Source organism: Burkholderia aenigmatica (genome assembly GCF_048627025.1).
GTDB classification, from domain to species: Bacteria; Pseudomonadota; Gammaproteobacteria; order Burkholderiales; family Burkholderiaceae; genus Burkholderia; species Burkholderia aenigmatica.
The window spans coordinates 200705-219418 of the sequence record NZ_CP184470.1; the positions used below are offsets into that span (position 1 = coordinate 200705).

Sequence of the window (18714 nt, forward strand, 5' to 3'; positions counted from 1 at the left end):
GCAGCGTTCCGGCACCGTGAACTCTGGCTAACTCATTCAGACGGGCAGGCAAATTGTCATCCAGCAATCTGATCCGCATTCGCGGAGCACGTCAGCACAACCTCAAGAATCTCGACCTCGACCTGCGCACCGGCGAGATGACGGTCGTCACCGGCCCGTCGGGCTCCGGCAAGTCGAGTCTCGTGTTCGATACGCTGTACGCGGAAGGCCAGCGGCGCTACGTCGAGACGTTCAGCGCGTACGCACGGCAGTTCCTCGACCGGATGGACCGCCCGCAGGTCGAGCGCGTCGACGGCGTACCGCCCGCGATCGCGATCGACCAGACCAACCCGGTGCGCAGTTCGCGCTCGACCGTCGGCACGATGACCGAGCTGAACGATCACCTGAAGCTGCTGTACGCGCGCGCGGCCGAGCTGTTCGACCGCCAGACCGCACGGCAGGTGCGGCACGACACGCCGGAGACGATCTACGCGGAGCTCGTCGCGCGCACGCAGGCGGACGATCCGCGCGTCGTCGTCACGTTTCCGGTCGAATTGCCTGAAACGGTGTCCGACGAAGAAATCGCGCAGTGGTTGTCCGCGAGCGGCTATACGCGCGTGCAGGCGCAGCGCGAGGTCGCGTCGGCCACCGGGCCGCGCAAGGTGCTCGACGTAGTGGCCGACCGCTTCCGCGTGCAGAACACCGACAAGGTGCGTGTCGTCGAGGCGATCGAGGCGTCGCTGAAACGCGGCGGCGGTCGCGTGAACGTGTACGTGCTCGCGGCGGAGCCGGAGCAGGCGGATGGCGCGGCCGCCGAGCCGCAGGTGTGGCGTTTCTCCACCGGGCTTCACGATCCCGACAGCGACCTGCGCTATGCGGAGCCGCAGGCGGCGCTGTTCTCGTTCAATTCGGCGTACGGCGCGTGCGAAACCTGCCGCGGCTTCGGCCGCGTGATCGGCGTCGATCTCGGCCTCGTGATCCCCGACGCGCGCAAGACGCTGCGCGGCGGCGCGATCAAGCCGATGCAGACACCGGCCTGGAAGGAGTGCCAGGACGACCTGATGCGCTACGCGGCGAAAGCCGGCATCCCGCGCGACACGCCTTGGGCCGAGTTGTCGGACGCCGAGCGCGACTGGGTCGTCAACGGTTCGCCGGACTGGAACGGCAAGTGGCAGAGCCAGTGGTACGGCGTGAAGCGCTTCTTCGGCTATCTCGAGTCGAAGGCGTACAAGATGCATATCCGCGTGCTGCTGTCGAAATATCGCAGCTACACGCCGTGCGACGTGTGCGGCGGCGCGCGCCTGAAGACGGAATCGTTGCAATGGCGGCTCGGCTCGAAAGAGAACGCCGACGGCGTGCTTGCGCCGGCCGGCCGCTTCATGCCGCGCGGCGTCGACTGGAGCCGCGCGCAGCTCGAAGCGCTGCCGGGCCTGACCGTGCACGACCTGATGCTGCTGCCGATCGAGCGCATTCGCCGCTTCTTCGATGACATAAGCTTGCCGAGCGCGCTGCTCGACGATGCGTTGAAGCTGCTGCTCGCCGAGGTGCGCACGCGCCTGAAATACCTGTGCGACGTGGGGCTCGGCTACCTGACGCTCGACCGGCAGAGCCGCACGCTGTCGGGCGGCGAGGTGCAGCGGATCAACCTGACGACGGCGCTCGGCACGTCGCTCACGAAAACCCTGTTCGTGCTCGACGAACCGAGCATCGGGCTGCATCCGCGCGATCTCACACGGATCGTCGAGGCGATGCAGCGGCTGCGCGACGCGGGTAATACGCTGGTCGTGGTCGAACACGATCCGTCGGTGATGCTCGCGGCCGACCGGCTGATCGACATGGGGCCCGGCCCGGGCGAGCGTGGCGGCACGATCGTCTACGACGGCACGCCGGGCGACATCCGGTCGGCGCACACGCTGACGGGCGAGTATCTCGGCGGCCGCAAGCATGTCGCGCACGCATCGAACTGGGCGCGCCGGGTGGTCGACGCGAACACGCCGCGCATCGTGCTCGAAGGCGCGAGCGAACACAACCTGCGCGACGTGACGGTCGAGATCCCGCTGCAACGGCTCGTCTGCGTGACGGGCGTGTCGGGGTCCGGCAAGTCCACGCTGCTGCAGGACGTGCTCTATCCGGCGATGGCACGGCATCACGGCAAGGCGACCGAGTCGCCGGGCGCGTTCCGCAGCCTGTCAGGTGCCGACCAGGTGGGCGACGTCGTGTTCGTCGACCAGTCGCCGATCGGCAAGACCACGCGTTCGAACCCGGCGAGCTACGTCGGCGCGTTCGACGAGATCCGCAAGCTGTTCGCGAAGGCGCCGCTCGCGCTGCAACGCGGCTACGGCGCAGGCACGTTCAGCTTCAACTCGGGCGACGGCCGTTGCCCGACCTGCGGCGGCTCGGGCTTCGAGCACATCGAGATGCAGTTCCTGAGCGACGTGTACCTGCGCTGCCCGGACTGCGACGGCAGCCGCTATCGTGCCGAGATTCTCGAAGTGCGCATCGAGCGCAACGGCCGCGCGCTGAGCATCGCCGACGTGCTGGATCTCACCGTCAGCGAAGCGGCCGCGTTCTTCGCGACCGACGGCGAGGTGCTGCGCGTGCTGCAGCCGATCGTCGACGTCGGTCTCGAATACGTGAAGCTTGGCCAGCCGGTGCCGACGCTGTCGGGCGGCGAAGCGCAGCGCCTGAAACTGGCCGGCTTCCTCGCCGAATCGGCGGCGGCCGTCAACGGGCGCCGGGTCGTCACGGAAGAGGCGCGCATCGCGCGGGCGAAGCTGTTCATGTTCGACGAACCGACCACCGGGCTCCACTTCGACGACATCGCGAAGCTGATGCAGGCGTTCGGCAAGCTGCTCGCGGCCGGCCATTCGCTGATCGTGATCGAGCACAACCTCGACGTGATCCGCGCGGCCGACTGGCTGATCGATCTCGGCCCGGAGGGCGGCGACGGCGGCGGTCTCGTGCTGTGCGCGGGCACGCCTGATGACGTGAAAGCCTGCGCCGCATCGCATACCGGCGTGGCGCTGCTGCAGTACGACCGCGCGATGGACGCCGAGCTGGCGCTCGCCGACGAAGGCAAGCCGTTGCAGGCCGTGCTGAACGCGGCGCGCGAGCGGCGTGCGATCGAAGGCGAGGACGTCGTGCGGATCGTCAACGCGCGCGAGCACAACCTGAAGGCGCTCGACGTCGATATTCCACACGGCAAGTTCAACGTGATCACCGGCGTGTCGGGTTCCGGCAAGTCGACGCTCGCGTTCGACATCCTGTTCCACGAAGGCCAGCGCCGTTACCTCGAATCGCTGAACGCGTACGCGCGCTCGATCGTGCAGCCGGCCGGCCGCCCGGAAGTCGACGCGGTGTACGGCATTCCGCCGACCGTTGCGATCGAGCAGCGGCTGTCGCGCGGCGGGCGCAAGAGTACGGTCGCGACCACGTCCGAGGTCTGGCACTTCCTGCGGCTGCTGTACGTGAAGCTCGGCCTGCAGCATTGCATCCACGACGGCACGCCGGTTACGTCGCAATCGGTCGAATCGATCGCCGCGCAGTTGCTGCGCGATCATCGCGACGAGCACGTCGGGCTGCTCGCGCCGCTCGTCGTCAACCGCAAGGGCGTGTATACGGATCTCGCGAAGTGGGCGAAGGCGCGTGGCAGCACGCATCTGCGGGTCGACGGCGAGTTCGTGCCGGTCGATCCGTGGCCGAAGCTCGACCGCTTCCGCGAGCACACGATCGAGCTGCCGGTGGCCGATATCGTCGTGTCGCCCGATAACGAAGCCGAACTGCGGCGCGTGCTCGACGAGACGCTCGAGCTCGGCAAGGGTGTGATGCATCTGCTCGCGCCGCTCGACGGGCTGCACCATGCGATGCAGAACGATCATTCGACCGCGCGCGTCGGCACGGTCAAGGTGCTGTCGGTCAAGCGCGCGTGCCCGGTGTGCGGCACGAGCTACCCGGAGCTGGACCCGCGGATGTTCTCGTACAACAGCAAGCATGGCTGGTGCACGACCTGCGTCGGCACCGGCGTCACGCTCACGCGCGAACAGCGCGCCGCGTACGACGACACGGTGCTCGCCGAGGACGGCCGCGGCCGCGAGCAGACGCTGCCGTCCGACGAGCAGGAACCGGAAGGCGTCGGCAACGAGCCGTGCCCGGATTGCCACGGCACGCGCCTGAACCCGTCCGCGCGCGCGGTCACGTTCGACGCGCATCCGATCGTCGAGGTCGCGCAATGGACGGTGTCCGACACGCGCCGCTGGATCGACGGGCTGGAACTGACGGGCCGCGACGCGCAGATCGCGCGCGACATCGTCAGCGAGATCGGCAGCCGCCTCGCGTTTCTGGAGGAAGTCGGGCTCGGCTACCTGAGCCTCGATCGCGCGGCGCCGAGCCTGTCGGGCGGCGAAGCGCAGCGGATCCGGCTCGCCGCGCAGCTCGGCAGCAACCTGCAGGGGGTCTGCTACGTGCTCGACGAACCGACGATCGGCCTGCATCCGCGCGACAACCAGATCCTGCTGGACGCGCTGCGCAAGCTCGGCGACAAGGGCAATACGCTCGTCGTCGTCGAGCATGACGAGGACACGATCCGCCGCGCCGATCACATCATCGACGTCGGGCCGGGCGCGGGCAAGCGTGGCGGCACGCTGGTCGCGCAGGGCGCGGTCGCGGATCTGGCCGCGCAGTCCGATTCGGTAACCGGGCGCCTGCTCGCGCAGCCGATGACGCACCCGCTGCAGCCGCGCCGCAGTGTGAGTTTGCCGGGCAAGAAGGGCGGTGCCGCCGTGCCGGATGCGTGGCTGACCGTGCATGGCGCACGGCTGCACAACCTGCGCGACGTCACGGTCGGCATTCCGCTCGCGCGGCTCGTCGCGGTCACGGGCGTGAGCGGCTCGGGCAAGTCGACGCTCGCGCGCGACGTGCTGATGACGAACCTGCTCGATGCGGTCGGCCGCTCGGTGCTGTCGTCGCCGGCCACGCGGCGTGCCCGCAAGGCTGCGCAGCAGGACGCGCCGGCCACCAACCGTCGTTCGAGCGTGCTGGCGCGCAGCGCACCGCGGCCGTCGCTGAACGTCACGCACGCATGGCAGGGCTGCGAATCGCTGAGCGGCTGGGAGCAGATCGATCGCGTGCTGGAAGTCGACCAGACGCCGATCGGCAAGACGCCGCGTTCGTGTCCGGCCACCTATATCGGCGTGTGGGACACGATCCGCAAGCTGTTTGCCGATACGCTGGAAGCACGGGCGCGCGGCTACACGGCGTCGCGTTTCTCGTTCAATACCGGCGACGGGCGCTGCCCCGCATGCGAAGGGCAAGGCGTGCGCACGATCGGCATGAGCTTCCTGCCCGACGTGAAGGTGCCGTGCGACGTGTGTCACGGGCAGCGCTTCAACCCCGAAACGCTTGCCGTCACGTGGCGCGGCCGGAACATCGGCGACGTGCTGACGATGGAGATCGACGAGGCGGTGGAGTTTTTCGCACCGATCTCGAACATCGCGCATCCGCTGCAACTGATGAAGGATGTCGGCCTCGGCTACCTGACGCTCGGCCAGCCGTCGCCGACGTTGTCGGGCGGCGAGGCGCAGCGCATCAAGCTCGTCACCGAGCTGACGAAGGTGCGCGACGACATCACGCGGCGCGGCCAGAAGGCGCCGCACACGCTGTACGTGCTCGACGAACCGACGGTCGGCCTGCACATGGCGGACGTCGCGAAGCTGATCCGCGTGCTGCACCGGCTCGTCGATGCGGGGCACAGCGTCGTCGTGATCGAGCATGACCTCGACGTGATCGCGGAAGCCGACTGGATCATCGATCTCGGGCCGGAAGGCGGGGTGGGCGGCGGCACGATCGTCGCGGCGGCGCCGCCGGAAGCGCTCGTGCAGGTGAGCGCCAGCCATACCGGGCACGCACTCAAGCCCGTGCTGGCGCGGACGGGTTCGGATGAGGGGGAAGCCGAGCGCGAGGGAGAAGCGCGGGTCGGGTGAGCGTGATGCTTCGTATCGACGGCTCCGGAGACGGGTGATGATTTCCCCCAGCTAACTGGCAAGTGGCTGAGGCCGCGCCGCGATCCGGCCCAGGCACCCCTCTTTGAGGGGTGTTTTTTTGGGGGGCAACTGTCGACGCAAGATGCAGCCGCCGCGACACGCGCCCGACCGAGTAAGGCATCCATTGTTAATCCGGCTCGAATACTGAGTTGGATGCAAGGGGGATACGAGAAAGCGCCTCGCATCGTTAGGATGAATGTCGTTGGCGGACGGACGTTTCCGGATCGTCCAGTCATTCTCTAACCGCATCAGGAGTGCAATCTTGGCGACCTATATCGTCTTCACGCGTGAAAGCACGCAGGATCAGCAGGAACTCGACATCTATCAGAGCAAGGTTGGCGCGACGCTGGCCGGCCACCCGGTGAAGGTGCTGGCCGCGTATGGCCCGCAGGAAACGCTCGAGGGCGACGGCCCGGAGGGCGTGGTGATCGTCGAGTTTCCGTCCAGGGACGCCGCGCGCGCGTGGTACGACAGCCCGGAATACCAGAGCGCCGTCCAGCATCGCTTCAAGGGCGCACGCTTTCGGGCCGTGCTGGTCGAAGGTGCCTGACCGGGCCGGCGGGGGCTGCTCGCCGACCGCCGTTACAACCACGCCATCGACGAATCCGTATCCGTGCATGCGATTGCGTCGTCGCCGTCCTCAATGAAATGCCAGGCATGGCAACAGGACGTCGAAAGTCTGGCTGACCATCGGTAGCGCCCTCGGTCTCGGGCGCACTGTCATTGGCTGTCGGATAGTATTCGGATCTGTAGCAATCAAGACACGTTGCTGCACCCGTTCCTGCTGTTTCTCAGGATCATCTCCACCGTGGCAGTCTTGCGCGGCCAGCGTCACATTCCAACCTCGATCACGGGCCTGCGTCATATCCTGAGTAATCAGCTGCCATTCCCGAATGGGAAGGCCTTGCGGTGACCATACTGACGAGGCACTCCGTTTGTGACGCAAGCAAGATCAACCATTCGCCGAGCCAATCAGCCTCGTCGAGCCTTTCTGGAACCCTCTCTCATGCTTTCGAAGAAATCCCGTCTCTTCATCGTGGCCAGCGCCATTTTCACGGCCCATGCAGCTGCACAATCCCCCGCGCCGGCACCGATTCCCGAACAACTGCCGTATGACATCCCGTACGGTCCGCCCATCACGCTGGCACAGGCGCGCACGGCGATGGCGGCCGCCGAAGCAGAGGCCCGACACCGCAACTGGAAATACGCGATCGCCGTCGTCGACAGCGGCGGGAATCTGGTCTCGTGCGACAAAATGGATGGGACGCAACTCGCATCCACCGATATTGCGGAAGCCAAGGCGCGGGCATCGGTGCGTTTCCGCAGGCAGACCAAGGACATGCAGAACGCGATCAACAACGGCGGTGCGACCGGCAACCTCAGCATCCCGGGCATTCTCGCGGGAGAGGGCGGCATCCCGATCGTGGTGGGCGGGCAACTGATCGGCGCGATCGGGACCAGCGGTGGCGCGGGTGTGCAGGACAGCGTGATCGCGGCCGCGGGTGCGGCGGCAGTCCGGTAAATCGCCGCACTACAGGCCAGCAGTTTATGAGCCGATTATTCTTTCAAAATAATAATAAAAGCCTGACGTTTTAATTTCATTCGGTTTTGCGCGTATCCGAGTCCGACTGCGGCCCGATGGATTCGCCCGGCGTCAGACGGGATTGACCGCTCGACTCGGTCGCGAAAATACGCGATTCGATCGATATCGCTACACTTCCCCCCATCGCGATGAAAATTTGAACCGGTTGCTGGATGCAAAAATGGAACCGGTTCCATTCGCTGGCCGGATTATGCATAATCCGGCCAGATAAAAATTCGCATTGCATGGCATGTGCAATACTTGGTTCAGCCGGTCATGGTCGTTTGCCGGTGCTGTCGGACGGGTTACGCACTGCCGGTGGGGGAGGCATTCCGTTGTTTCGCGCGGAGCGACTCCCGTCGCCGATTATTTGCAAGAAAGCCTGCGAGCAACCTCTCGCCAAAAAGACGATAACGACATGGCCCCTAACGATCATGACACGCGCGTCATCGCGCGCGCCGGCATTACCCGGCGAGCAGCCCTGAAAGTGATGGCGGCAGCACTGACGCAAGTCGGGCTGCTCACCGCCGCGCCCGGATACGCATTTGCGCAGCAGCCGTCGCTCGACGCCAAGACCTTTCTCGCACTGTCGCAAGCACTGACAGGCCACACGAATCTCGACCCGATGACGGCCAGACGCCTCATCGATGCGTTCCACCGCACGGACGCCGGTTTTGCCGCGCGGGCGGCCGCGCTGGCGCAACGCATGCGCGCCGGGCAGACCCCGGCGCAACTGCTGGCCGATGCCGATGGCGCGGGCCTGCATGACACCGCGCTCGCGATCGTCGCCGCGTGGTACACGGGCACCGTCGGTCATGGCCAGAAGGCCGTGATGGTCACGTATGCGGATGCGCTGATGTACGGCACCGTCCACGACGGGATGAGCGCGCCGACCTACTGTTCGAACGGCCCGCTGTGGTGGACCGCCGAACCGCCGCCGGCCGATGTCGCGCCGCCGCGCAAAGCAGTCGCGTCAGCCACTTCACAGCACCCGCAAACGCACGCCTGAATCTCATGAAAACTCCTGTATTTGAATCGAACGGCGACGTGTCGGCCGATGTCGTGATCGTGGGATCCGGCGTGGTGGGCGGCTTGATCGCCGACCAGCTGGTGAGCCAGGGCCACTCGGTGCTGATCCTCGAATCCGGCCTGCGCATCGAGCGTGGGCAGGCGGTCGAGAACTGGCGCAACATGCCGTTCGACAATCGCGTCGGCTCCGACTTCCAGGGGCTCTACCCGCAGGCGCCGAATGCGCCGGCCCCGCTGTATTTTCCGAAGAACAACTACGTCGGCCTGAGCGGCCCGGACGGCCAGAGTTTCCAGCAAGGCTACCTGCGCACGGTCGGCGGCACGACCTGGCACTGGGCCGCGTCGAGCTGGCGGCATCTGCCGGTCGATTTCCGGATGAAGTCGACGTATGGCGTCGGCCGCGACTGGCCGATCGCCTATGAGGAGCTCGAGCCGTACTACTGCCGTGCGGAAGACGAGATGGGCGTTGCCGGGCCGAGCGACCCGGCGATGCAGTCACCGTCGCAACGCAGCCGCCCGTATCCGATGGACATGGTGCCGTGGGGGCATGGCGACCGGCGCTTCGCCGAAATCGTCAACGCGCACGGCTACCGGTCGATCCCGATTCCGCAGGCGCGCAGCACGCGGCCGTGGCAGGGCCGCCCGACCTGCTGCGGCAACAACAACTGCCAGCCGATCTGCCCGATCGGCGCGATGTACAACGGCATCCACCACATCGAGCGCGCGGAGCGCAAGGGTGCGAAGGTGCTCGCCGAATCGGTCGTCTACAAGATCGACACCGATGCGAACAATCGCGTGACGGCCGTGCACTGGTACGACGCGTCGCACAAGTCGCACAAGGCGAGCGGCAAGCGGTTCGTGCTCGCCTGCAACGGCATCGAGACCCCGCGCCTGCTGCTGCTGGCCGCGAACGAGCGCAATCCGCACGGCATCGCGAACGGCTCGGACCAGGTTGGCCGCAACATGATGGATCACTCGGGCTTCCACTGCACGTTCCTCGCGAACGAGCCGATGTGGCTTGGCCGCGGCCCCGCGCAGAGCAGCTGTATCGTCGGTCCGCGCGACGGCGATTTCCGCGGGCAGTATTCGGCGAACAAGATGATCCTGAACAACATCTCGCGCGTCGGTCCGGCGACGCAGCAGGCGCTGAAGCTCGGCCTGGTCGGCAAGGCACTCGACGAGGAAATCCGGCGGCGCGCGATCTACGGCGTCGACCTGTCGATCAGCCTCGAACCGCTGCCGGATCCGAACAACCGCCTGACGCTCAGCAAGACGCGCGTCGATCCGCTCGGCCTCGCGTGCCCGGACATCCACTACGACGTCGGCGACTACGTGCGGCGCGGCTACGACGCGGCATGCAAGCAGCTGTCGCACATCGGCAGCCTGTTCGACGCGGTCGAATTCAACATCACGACGACGCTGAACGCGAACAATCACATCATGGGCGGCACCATCATGGGCTCGGATCCGAAGAACTCGGTCGTCGACGGCGACTGCCGCGCGCACGACCATGCGAACCTGTGGCTGCCGGGCGGCGGCGCGATGCCGTCGGCGTCCGTCGTCAACACGACGCTGTCGATGGCGGCCCTTGGCCTGAAGGCCGCGGATTCGATTTCCGCCAGCCTCGCGAAGGGTTGATGCGATGACACATACGATTCAACGACACCGTCGCGCGCGGCGCGGCACCGGGTATCGCGCGGCCATCGCGGCCGGCCTGTTCGCGCTCGTCGGCAGCGCATCCGTGTTCGCGCAGGATGCGCCGGCCGGCCCGGCTTCGACATCGGCAGACGCCGCGCTGATCGAAAAGGGCCATCAGCTCGCGATCGCGGCGGACTGCATGGCATGCCATACGGCGCTCGACGGCGGCAAGCCATTCGCGGGCGGATACGGCATCGCGTCGCCGATGGGGCAGATCTATTCGAGCAACATCACGCCGTCGAAAACGGCCGGGATCGGCAACTACACCGAAGCGCAGTTCGCAAGCGCGCTGCGCGAAGGCGTGCGCGCGGATGGCGCGCATCTGTATCCCGCGATGCCCTATACGTCGTACAGCGGCCTCAGCGACGACGACGTGCACGCGCTTTACAGCTACTTCATGCATGCCGTGAAACCGGTCGACGAACCCGCGCCCGCCACGAACCTGCCGTTCCCGTTCGGCATGCGCATGGCGATGGCGGGATGGAACATGCTGTTCCTGACGAACAAGCGTTTCGAAGCCGATCCCGCCCACGACGCGCAGTGGAATCGCGGCGCGTACCTGACCAACGTGCTGGCGCACTGCAGCGCGTGCCACACGCCGCGCAATGTGCTGATGGCCGAAGACTTCGGCCGCAACCTGGGCGGCGCGCAACTCGGCGCGTGGTACGCGCCGAACATCACGTCGGATCCGGTGAGCGGCATCGGCGCGTGGACCGACGCCGAGCTGGTGTCGTACCTGAAGACCGGCCGCGCACCGGGCAAGAACCAGGCGGCCGGGCCGATGGCGGAAGCCGTGCAGAACAGCCTGCAGTATCTGTCGGACGCGGACCTGAAATCGATCGTCTCGTATCTGCGCAGCACGAAGCCGATCCGCGACGACCGCGAGTCGGTGCCGGCATTCGCGCACGGGCAGGCGGTCAGCAGCGAAGCGACGTTGCGCGGCGCATCCGCACTGAATGCGAACGGCACGCTGACGACGGGGGCGGCGCTGTTCAGTGGGTACTGCGCGAGTTGCCACCAGGCCAACGGCAAGGGCAGCCCGAGCCAGGCGTATCCGTCGCTGTCGAACAATACCGCCACGGGCTCACGTAATCCGTCGAACCTGATTGCGGCGATCCTGTACGGCGTCGATCGCGAGGTGGGGGGCGAGCACGTGCTGATGCCGTCTTTCGGTGAGGACTCCTACGTCCAGCCGCTCAAGGACGATCAGATCGCTGCAATCTCGAACTACGTGCTCGCGCAGTACGGCAATCCGGACGTGACCGTCACCGCGGACGACGTTGCCGTCGTGCGCAGCGGCGGCCCGGTTCCATTGCTCGTGCGCGTCCGGCCGCTGATGCTGCCTGGTGCGGTGGTTGTCGCGCTGATCGCGCTGTTGGGCGTCGCATTCTGGTGGCGCCGCCGCCAACGCACGCCGCTGGCCAATCCGCCGCAAGGCAAGGCCGGCTGATTCGGCGAACCGCCGCGTAAGTGCGGCGCGAAAGCAGGCATCGATCCCGTTGCGCAAGCCGACGGGTATCGAGCCTGCTTTCGCATTTCAGGTCAAAAGCGGGGCGCGCGCAGTCGCGTGCCGCTGCATCACGCGGTATGCCATCACGCTTGCGGCGCGACGGATGCGCCGCTGATGCCATGCCGCCGCAGCGAATCCGCGACGAAGCCCGACGCCTTCATTTCCTCGACGAACGCATTCAGCGCCGCCGCGGCCGCTTCGCCGCGACTCTTCGGCACGCCCATGGCCTGCCGGATCACCATGAACCGCTCGTCGAGCAGGCGCAGGCCGGGCGTCTTCGCCGCGTCGGCCTCGAGTTGCTGCTTCACGCCCGCCGCGACTTCCAGTTGCTGCTCGACGAAGGTCTGCACGACGGCCTGCGACGTCGGCGCACGCACAATCTGCGCGGCCTTCAGTTCGCGCGTGAGGAACAGGTCGTAGGCGCTGCCCTTGCCGACGGTCACGCGGTTGTCGGGTTGGTCGACGTCCGCATTCGTGCGGATCGGCGAAGCGTCGCGTACGAGATAGAACCCCTCGATCAGCACGTACGGCGCGGTGAACGCGACCGTTTCGCCGCGCAGCGGATCGACCGCGAAGAATCCGAAATCGGCACGCTCGTCGGTCAGTGCCTGCACCGACTTTCCGGCGGCGTCGAACACCACGAGTTCCAGCTCGGCTGACAGGCGTTCGGCGAACGCGCGCGCGAGGTCGATCGATACGCCGAACGGTTCGCCCGTCGCCGGGTCGCGATTCGCGAGGATCGGGTTGCCGAGATTGATCGACGCGCGCAGCTTGCCGGTCGGCATGAACGCGGAGAGGGCGGGAGGGGCGAGGGACATGGGCGGCTCGTTGCGGTCGTAAGGGCAGGGTTCGGGGCGTGTCGATACGCGACAGTACGCCGGCATCGAGCTTATCACCTGGCTTTCGTCATGGAACAGCGTCGAGCGGCCCAAGCCCGCCTTCGTCGCCAGTTCGGCGTTGCGATACCTCTACCTTCTCCGGACCTCGTTGCTCGAACCGCAAGCGATGAGGTGACAGACAGACAAGGGGCGAGCGGCTCATCCGAGGGGCGATTGGGTGCCGGAAAATGGGCTCGATCGGGTTGCTTTGCGTCAGCGGCTGCTTCCGGTTGACCGTATCTGCCCCCGCCGGCGGCGTCCAGCCAGGCGCGGCGGGCCTTGATCCGCCCGGCAACCGCTAGAATTGCGGTTTTAGCCCGGAATACGTCCATGTCTTTTGCCTCGCTCGGCCTGATCGATCCCTTGCTGCGTAATCTGCAGGACCTCAATTACCAGGCCCCTACGCCGGTGCAGGCCAAGGCGATTCCTGCCGTGCTCGGTGGCAAGGACGTGATGGCGGCGGCCCAGACCGGCACCGGCAAGACGGCGGGTTTCGCGCTGCCGCTGTTGCAACGGCTGGTGCAACACGGCCCGGCGGTGTCCAGCAACCGCGCGCGCGTGCTGGTGCTGGTGCCCACGCGTGAGCTGGCCGAACAAGTGCTGCAAAGCTTCATCGCTTACGGCCAAGGCCTCGACTTGCGATATCTGGCGGCCTACGGCGGCGTGAGCATCAACCCGCAGATGATGAAGTTGCGCAAGGGCGTGGATGTGCTCGTGGCCACGCCGGGCCGTTTGCTGGATCTCAACCGCCAGAACGCGGTGCAGTTCGATCAAGTACAAACGCTGGTGCTGGACGAAGCCGACCGCATGCTGGATCTCGGCTTTGCACGCGAACTCAACGCCGTCTTTGCCGCGCTGCCCGCGCAGCGCCAGACCCTGCTGTTCTCGGCCACGTTTACCGACGATATCCGCGCGATGGCAGCGAGCATCCTGCGCGACCCGGTCAATATCAGCGTCAGCCCGCCCAATGCCACGGCCAGCAAGATCAAGCAGTGGGTCGTACCGGTCGACAAGCGGAACAAGCCCGACCTGTTCATGCACCTCGTGGCCGAGAACAAGTGGGAGCATGCGCTGGTGTTCGTCAAGACCCGCAATGGCGTGGATTACCTGGCGGCCATGCTGGACGAAGCGGGCTATGCGGTCGACACCATCCACGGCGACAAACCGCAACCCGCGCGCCTGCGGGCGCTGGAACGCTTCAAGACGGGCGAAGTCCAGATGCTGGTCGCCACCGACGTGGCAGCGCGCGGGCTGGATATCGACGACCTGCCGCTGGTGATCAACGTGGATCTGCCGATCGTGGCGCAAGACTATGTGCACCGTATCGGCCGTACCGGCCGCGCAGGCGCCAGCGGTGTGGCGGTGTCCCTGGTGTGCGCCGACGAAGCGCCGCAACTGGCCGCGATCGAAGCGCTGATCCGGCAAACGCTGCGTCGCGAAGAAGAGCCGGGTTTCGAGGCCGAACACCGCGTGCCGGAAACCAGCGCGACGGGCCAGATCATCAAGAAACCCAAAAAGCCCAAGAAGCCCAAAGTGCCGCAAGCTGGGTCGGGCGCCATGCCGGTGTCTGCCAAAAAGCCGCGCCCGCAAAGTGGCGAGAACAAGCGCAAGCCTGCGGCGCAGCGGGCTGGGGCTGCGGGTAAGGGGGCGAGTTTGTCCAGTGGCAGCCCATTCAGCGCGCAGAAGCCGCGCAGCAAGCCCGCTGGCAAGCCAGCCGCGGGTTCACGCAAGCCGGCTGGCAAACCCGCCGGCGGCCGCGGCAAGCGCCAGCCTTGATTCGTGGGGGAATCACGCCAGCCATGGAACATGGCTGGCATTCGGTCGAAAAGTCGTTCAGGGTCGAAACTGCCTGTTCCCTGAGCCTGACAGCAGACGTTCGGTGCAGATGCTCAGCCGAACGTCCGCAAGGTAGCGTCAAGTCGACCTGCCGCGGCCGACACGTGAACGCCTGCAAAGGACGAGCACTTGCCGCACGGCGCGTAGGCACGGGGCCACTGATATCCGGTTAAACAGCTGTTGAGGCTGCGCGGGCTCCAACGGCGGTAGTGGATCGATTGATCGCCATGTCCTCCACGAAACAATCGACAACTTGGAACTATACTGGGCAACCTGGAGGCTTCCATGACCGATCACGACAGACTGCATCCACTCCGTCCGCTCCTGAAAAATTGGGTTTGGGAGCATGGTCGAATCGGGACTCGCTATCTGGACTGCGTTGATGGCGAAATCAGGTTTGACGAGGGCAAGAAGTCGCATTTCGCGGCCGAGAAATATATCTATGTGCCCCTTGGCAAGGGCGCTGAAGACGATCCATCTGCGGAGGGTCCTGCGATCCAGGAGGCTGGACTTGCCCGGTTTTTGCGGGCCGCGCAGTTGGGTACGCCGGAGGAGGCCGGTTCTGTCGCGGATGTCCAGCGCGCAGTGCAGGACTGCGTGGAGATTGGCCTGTTCAGCGCATATCAATGGGAGGCTCGAAAGGCGTTTGCCCGATACGCGCAGGAACCCATGTTCGATGACGAGATCCGCGCGGCGGTTGTCGACGACATCCGGCGTATTTACGCCGGCATGCGGGAGCAACTGGCGCTGTACGATTTCAGTGTGCTCCACGGCTTGCCCATGCCGCTGCTTATCGGCGACACGCCCTTCATCGACTGGCGCGTGCGTGCCACTCCGGCACTTCCGTTTGTATCGCTCCCGCTGGGACCTTACTGCCTGCTGGTAGGCGCACCGTCAGGCAGGAAAAGCCGAATTGCCCCGGTCGTCTGGAAGGCCGCTGCCGCGATGGGTCCGTTGAAGGATCACAACCGCCAAATCGAGGAGCAGGCACGTCTGTGGCTGGTGGCGACCACGGATGACCAACTCGTCGCCGTGCAAAGCCGCATGGCTGCGGCCATCGGCTCCAGGCAAGGGAATGTGAAACCCTGACCGAAGTTGACCTTGAGCAGATCGTCGGCGGTGGCTGAATTATGAGCGGTAGTCCGCTGCCTCGTCGGGCGGTTACTGCCTGCAAATATCGTCGGATCAAAGGGTTTCCCTGTTTTGCCGCACGTTGCAAGGCGGTAACGTCGCCATGCGGCCACATCGAGACGTTCGACAGTGTGGCCTGAATCGCTGACAATCGACGCATTGACGCCTGAAGTCGCGATTCCGGGACGTACTATGGCAAACGATCTGAACCAGGCAGCCTATTGGGTTACGTTTATTCTTGAGTACTGCCCATTCCCGAATCGGGACGCGCTTGCGGCGCAGTTCTCGAATGCAGAGATAGTCAGACTCTGTGCATGTGGATGTAACACCTTCGGCCTGTCGCTGGCCGCGCGCGATAAAGTGCCCCCTATAGCCAGCGCTTCGAGTGGACAACCTTATCGCATGGTATTTGAAGCGGACTTCCGGGATCGGTGGGAGCCGGAAGGTTGGGGGTCGATAGAGATTCTGCTCTTTGCCGACGCGTCAGGTCATCTGGCCGATGTCGAAATCAACTATTGCGGAAACGGCATACCGATCCCTGAAAGTCTGGATCTGGAAATCACGCCTTACAACGTCTTCGCCAGTGAATCGCTCATTTAGGATTGAGCGGGAATAGCGCATACCGGTCGGGACGGTGAACCACCGCTTTTGAGCAGATCGAGTGGCTGCAACGGGGCGACAGCACGCATCCACCGGCAGGGACAGGGGGCGACTGCTCCCCCCTTTGTCGCAGCTAGAGAGCGCCGCACCCGCAAAGCGTACGGAAATCCCAGGCCGCCCACCATCTTGTGCCGCACGATACATTCCGGTATCATTCACGCCCCCCACAAGCTGCGCACACGGATTTCGCGCGAGGCGTCCCGCCCTCGACTATCTGTGCGTACACGATTCCGTTCGCATCCCGGCAGGCAACCCATTCTGGCGTCATGCTCGCGACGATCGTCGGCTCATCTGTCGAGGAGCATGTATTGACAAATCCTGATCGGAACGATTCCACGTCCCCTGAAATCACGGCCACGGCAAAAGCCGGCCGCCGTGTGGCAAAGGGAAAGGCCCAGGCCCTGACACCGGCGGACATCGCGTCGCTGGCACGCCAGAATGAGGAGCGCCAGCACCAGATGCGCGCGTTGATCGCGCTCGGTCGCGAGCGCGGCTATCTCACCCATGCGGACATCAACGACCACCTGCCCGACAACTTTGCCCAAACGGCGGCGATGGACACCATCGTCAGCACGTTCAGCGACATGGGCGTGGCCGTGTACGAACAAGCGCCGGACGCCGAAGCGCTGCTGCTAACCGAGGCTGCGCCGGCCGTGGCATCCGACGATCAGGCGGACGAGGAGGCGGAAGCTGCGTTATCGACCGTCGATTCCGAATTCGGCCGCACCACGGATCCGGTTCGGATGTACATGCGTGAGATGGGCGCCAGCGAACTGCTGACCCGCGCCGGTGAAATCGAGGTCGCGAAACGGATCGAAGATGGTCTGCAGGACATGATTCAAGCGATTGCCGCATGTCCGTCAATCGTGTCCACGATTCTTGCCGATGTCGACCGCATCGTTGCCGGCGAACTGCGCATCGACGAACTGGTCGATGGCATCAGTGTCGACGTCGATGAAAGCGAAATGACGCCCGAGTCCCAGGAAGAGGAGGCGGAAGCACTCGCCGCCGACGATGATTCGGACGAAGACGACGTCGACACGGACGCCGGGGATTCGGAGAAGGTGAACGCGGCACGCCTCGAAGAACTCACGAACGACAGTCTCGTGATTTTCGCGCGCGTACGTGCACTGTTCGAGCAGTTGCCGGATGTGCCTGTCACTGGCGATGCCCGTTCCGCAGCCGCTGCGCAAGTGCGCGCGGCGATCCAGCGCGAGCTCGCGCCGATCCGCTTTACGGCCAAGACCATCGACCGCCTGTGTGCCATCGTGCATGGCCAAGTGACTGAGGTCCGCACGATCGAGCGCAGCATCCTGGCGATTGCTGTCGACCGTTGCGGCATGCCGCGCGACGCGTTTGTCGAGTCGTTCCCGGGCCACGAGACCGACCTCGAATGGACGAGCCGCACGGCCGCGACCTCGCAGCAGTTCGGCGCGGCGCTCGAGCGACATCAGCCGGCGATTCAGGCGGCGCAGCAGAAACTCGTCGACATCGAATCCCGGGTCTCGTTGCCGCTCAAGCAGCTCAAGCAGATCAACCGCCAGATGAGTGCCGCGGAACTGAAAATGCGGCAGGCCAAGCGCGAGATGATCGAGGCGAACCTGCGTCTTGTCATTTCAATCGCCAAGAAATACGTGAACCGCGGCATGCAGTTCCTGGATTTGATCCAGGAGGGCAATATCGGCCTGATGAAGGCCGTGGACAAGTTCGAATACCGGCGCGGCTGGAAGTTCTCGACCTACGCGACTTGGTGGGTCCGGCAGGCTGTCACGCGTGCGCTCGCCGATCAGGCGCGGACCATTCGCGTGCCGGTCCACATGATCGAGACGATCAACAAGCTGAACCGGATATCGCGCGAAATCTTGCAACAGACGGGGCAGGAAGCGCATCCCGCTGTGCTGGCAAAGCGCATGGAGATGTCCGAGGAGAAAGTGCTCAGTATCCTCAAGATCGCCAAGCAACCTGTCTCGCTCGAAACGCCGGTGGGTGACGACGCCGATGCAACGCTCGGCGACATGATCGAGGATGTCTCGGCGAGTTCGCCGGCTGAGGCGGCGATTCACGCGAACATGCGCGCGGCGATCGACGAGGCACTCAACGGGTTGTCGCCGCGCGAGGCCAAGGTTCTGCGGATGCGATTCGGGCTTGACACAAACTCCGATCACACGCTGGAAGAGGTCGGCAAGCAGTTCGACGTGACTCGCGAGCGGATCCGTCAGATTGAGAGCAAGGCCATGCGCAAGCTGATGCATCCCAGCCGTGCGGACAAGCTCAGGCCATTTCTTGAGCGCTGAGGCAAGCCGGGCGTGGTACCCCTTCGACGCCCGGCTCCAGGCTTGCAGCGATCACGCGTCGGCCTGATCGTTGTCACTG

Annotated in this window: 12 protein-coding genes; 10 read left to right on the forward strand and 2 right to left on the reverse strand. The window is 65.3% G+C overall.

The window, feature by feature from the left end:
• Nucleotides 1-53 precede the first annotated feature (53 nt).
• The 3 genes from uvrA (at nt 54) to ACN8ZM_RS33320 (ending at nt 7539) form a co-directional block, all read left to right on the forward strand.
• Nucleotides 54-5957 (forward strand): excinuclease ABC subunit UvrA, encoded by a 5904-nt coding sequence (uvrA, locus tag ACN8ZM_RS33310; RefSeq protein ID WP_420213124.1) that lies wholly within the window; start codon nt 54-56, stop codon nt 5955-5957.
• A gap of 322 nt (nt 5958-6279) precedes the next feature.
• Nucleotides 6280-6567 (forward strand): DUF1330 domain-containing protein, encoded by a 288-nt coding sequence (locus ACN8ZM_RS33315; protein ID WP_089452699.1) that lies wholly within the window; start codon nt 6280-6282, stop codon nt 6565-6567.
• Nucleotides 6568-7023: 456 nt separating this feature from the next.
• Entirely contained in the window at nt 7024-7539 is a 516-nt protein-coding gene (locus tag ACN8ZM_RS33320; RefSeq protein ID WP_043184338.1) for a GlcG/HbpS family heme-binding protein, read from the forward strand.
• Nucleotides 7540-7615: 76 nt separating this feature from the next.
• Here the strand turns inward: ACN8ZM_RS33320 and ACN8ZM_RS33325 are convergent, their stop codons facing one another.
• Nucleotides 7616-7846, reverse strand: a complete 231-nt coding sequence (locus tag ACN8ZM_RS33325; protein WP_420213125.1) for a hypothetical protein — start codon at nt 7844-7846, stop codon at nt 7616-7618.
• Between the two features lie 123 nt (nt 7847-7969).
• Between ACN8ZM_RS33325 and ACN8ZM_RS33330 the strand changes: the two genes are divergently transcribed.
• Genes ACN8ZM_RS33330 through ACN8ZM_RS33340 form a run of 3 tightly spaced genes read left to right on the forward strand, consistent with a single transcriptional unit; the run spans nt 7970 to nt 11776 of the window.
• The gene (locus ACN8ZM_RS33330; RefSeq protein WP_301769827.1) at nt 7970-8608 is read left to right on the forward strand and encodes a sugar dehydrogenase complex small subunit; all 639 of its coding nucleotides are present in this window, start codon (nt 7970-7972) and stop codon (nt 8606-8608) included.
• Between the two features lie 5 nt (nt 8609-8613).
• Nucleotides 8614-10266, forward strand: coding sequence for a GMC family oxidoreductase (locus tag ACN8ZM_RS33335; protein WP_043184339.1), 1653 nt, complete (start codon nt 8614-8616; stop codon nt 10264-10266).
• A gap of 4 nt (nt 10267-10270) precedes the next feature.
• Nucleotides 10271-11776, forward strand: a complete 1506-nt coding sequence (locus tag ACN8ZM_RS33340) for a c-type cytochrome (protein WP_420213126.1) — start codon at nt 10271-10273, stop codon at nt 11774-11776.
• 143 nt (nt 11777-11919) lie between these two features.
• Here ACN8ZM_RS33340 and ACN8ZM_RS33345 read toward each other — a convergent pair whose 3' ends face one another.
• A complete protein-coding gene (locus ACN8ZM_RS33345; RefSeq protein ID WP_420213127.1) occupies nt 11920-12654 on the reverse strand; it encodes an ABC transporter substrate-binding protein in 735 nt (244 codons plus the stop codon).
• Nucleotides 12655-13044: 390 nt separating this feature from the next.
• On the opposite strand from ACN8ZM_RS33345, the gene ACN8ZM_RS33350 reads away from it, so the two are divergent.
• The 4 genes from ACN8ZM_RS33350 to rpoD all read left to right on the forward strand — a co-directional run bounded on the left by ACN8ZM_RS33350 (nt 13045) and on the right by rpoD (nt 18635).
• Nucleotides 13045-14490 (forward strand): DEAD/DEAH box helicase, encoded by a 1446-nt coding sequence (locus ACN8ZM_RS33350; RefSeq protein WP_043184341.1) that lies wholly within the window; start codon nt 13045-13047, stop codon nt 14488-14490.
• Between the two features lie 345 nt (nt 14491-14835).
• Entirely contained in the window at nt 14836-15639 is an 804-nt protein-coding gene (locus ACN8ZM_RS33355) for a hypothetical protein (RefSeq protein WP_420213128.1), read from the forward strand.
• Nucleotides 15640-15873: 234 nt separating this feature from the next.
• Nucleotides 15874-16281 (forward strand): hypothetical protein, encoded by a 408-nt coding sequence (locus ACN8ZM_RS33360; RefSeq protein WP_143331130.1) that lies wholly within the window; start codon nt 15874-15876, stop codon nt 16279-16281.
• Nucleotides 16282-16607: 326 nt separating this feature from the next.
• Nucleotides 16608-18635: an RNA polymerase sigma factor RpoD gene (gene rpoD / locus ACN8ZM_RS33365; RefSeq protein ID WP_301769834.1), complete on the forward strand. Its 2028-nt coding sequence runs from the start codon at nt 16608-16610 to the stop codon at nt 18633-18635.
• Nucleotides 18636-18714: the final 79 nt, after the last annotated feature.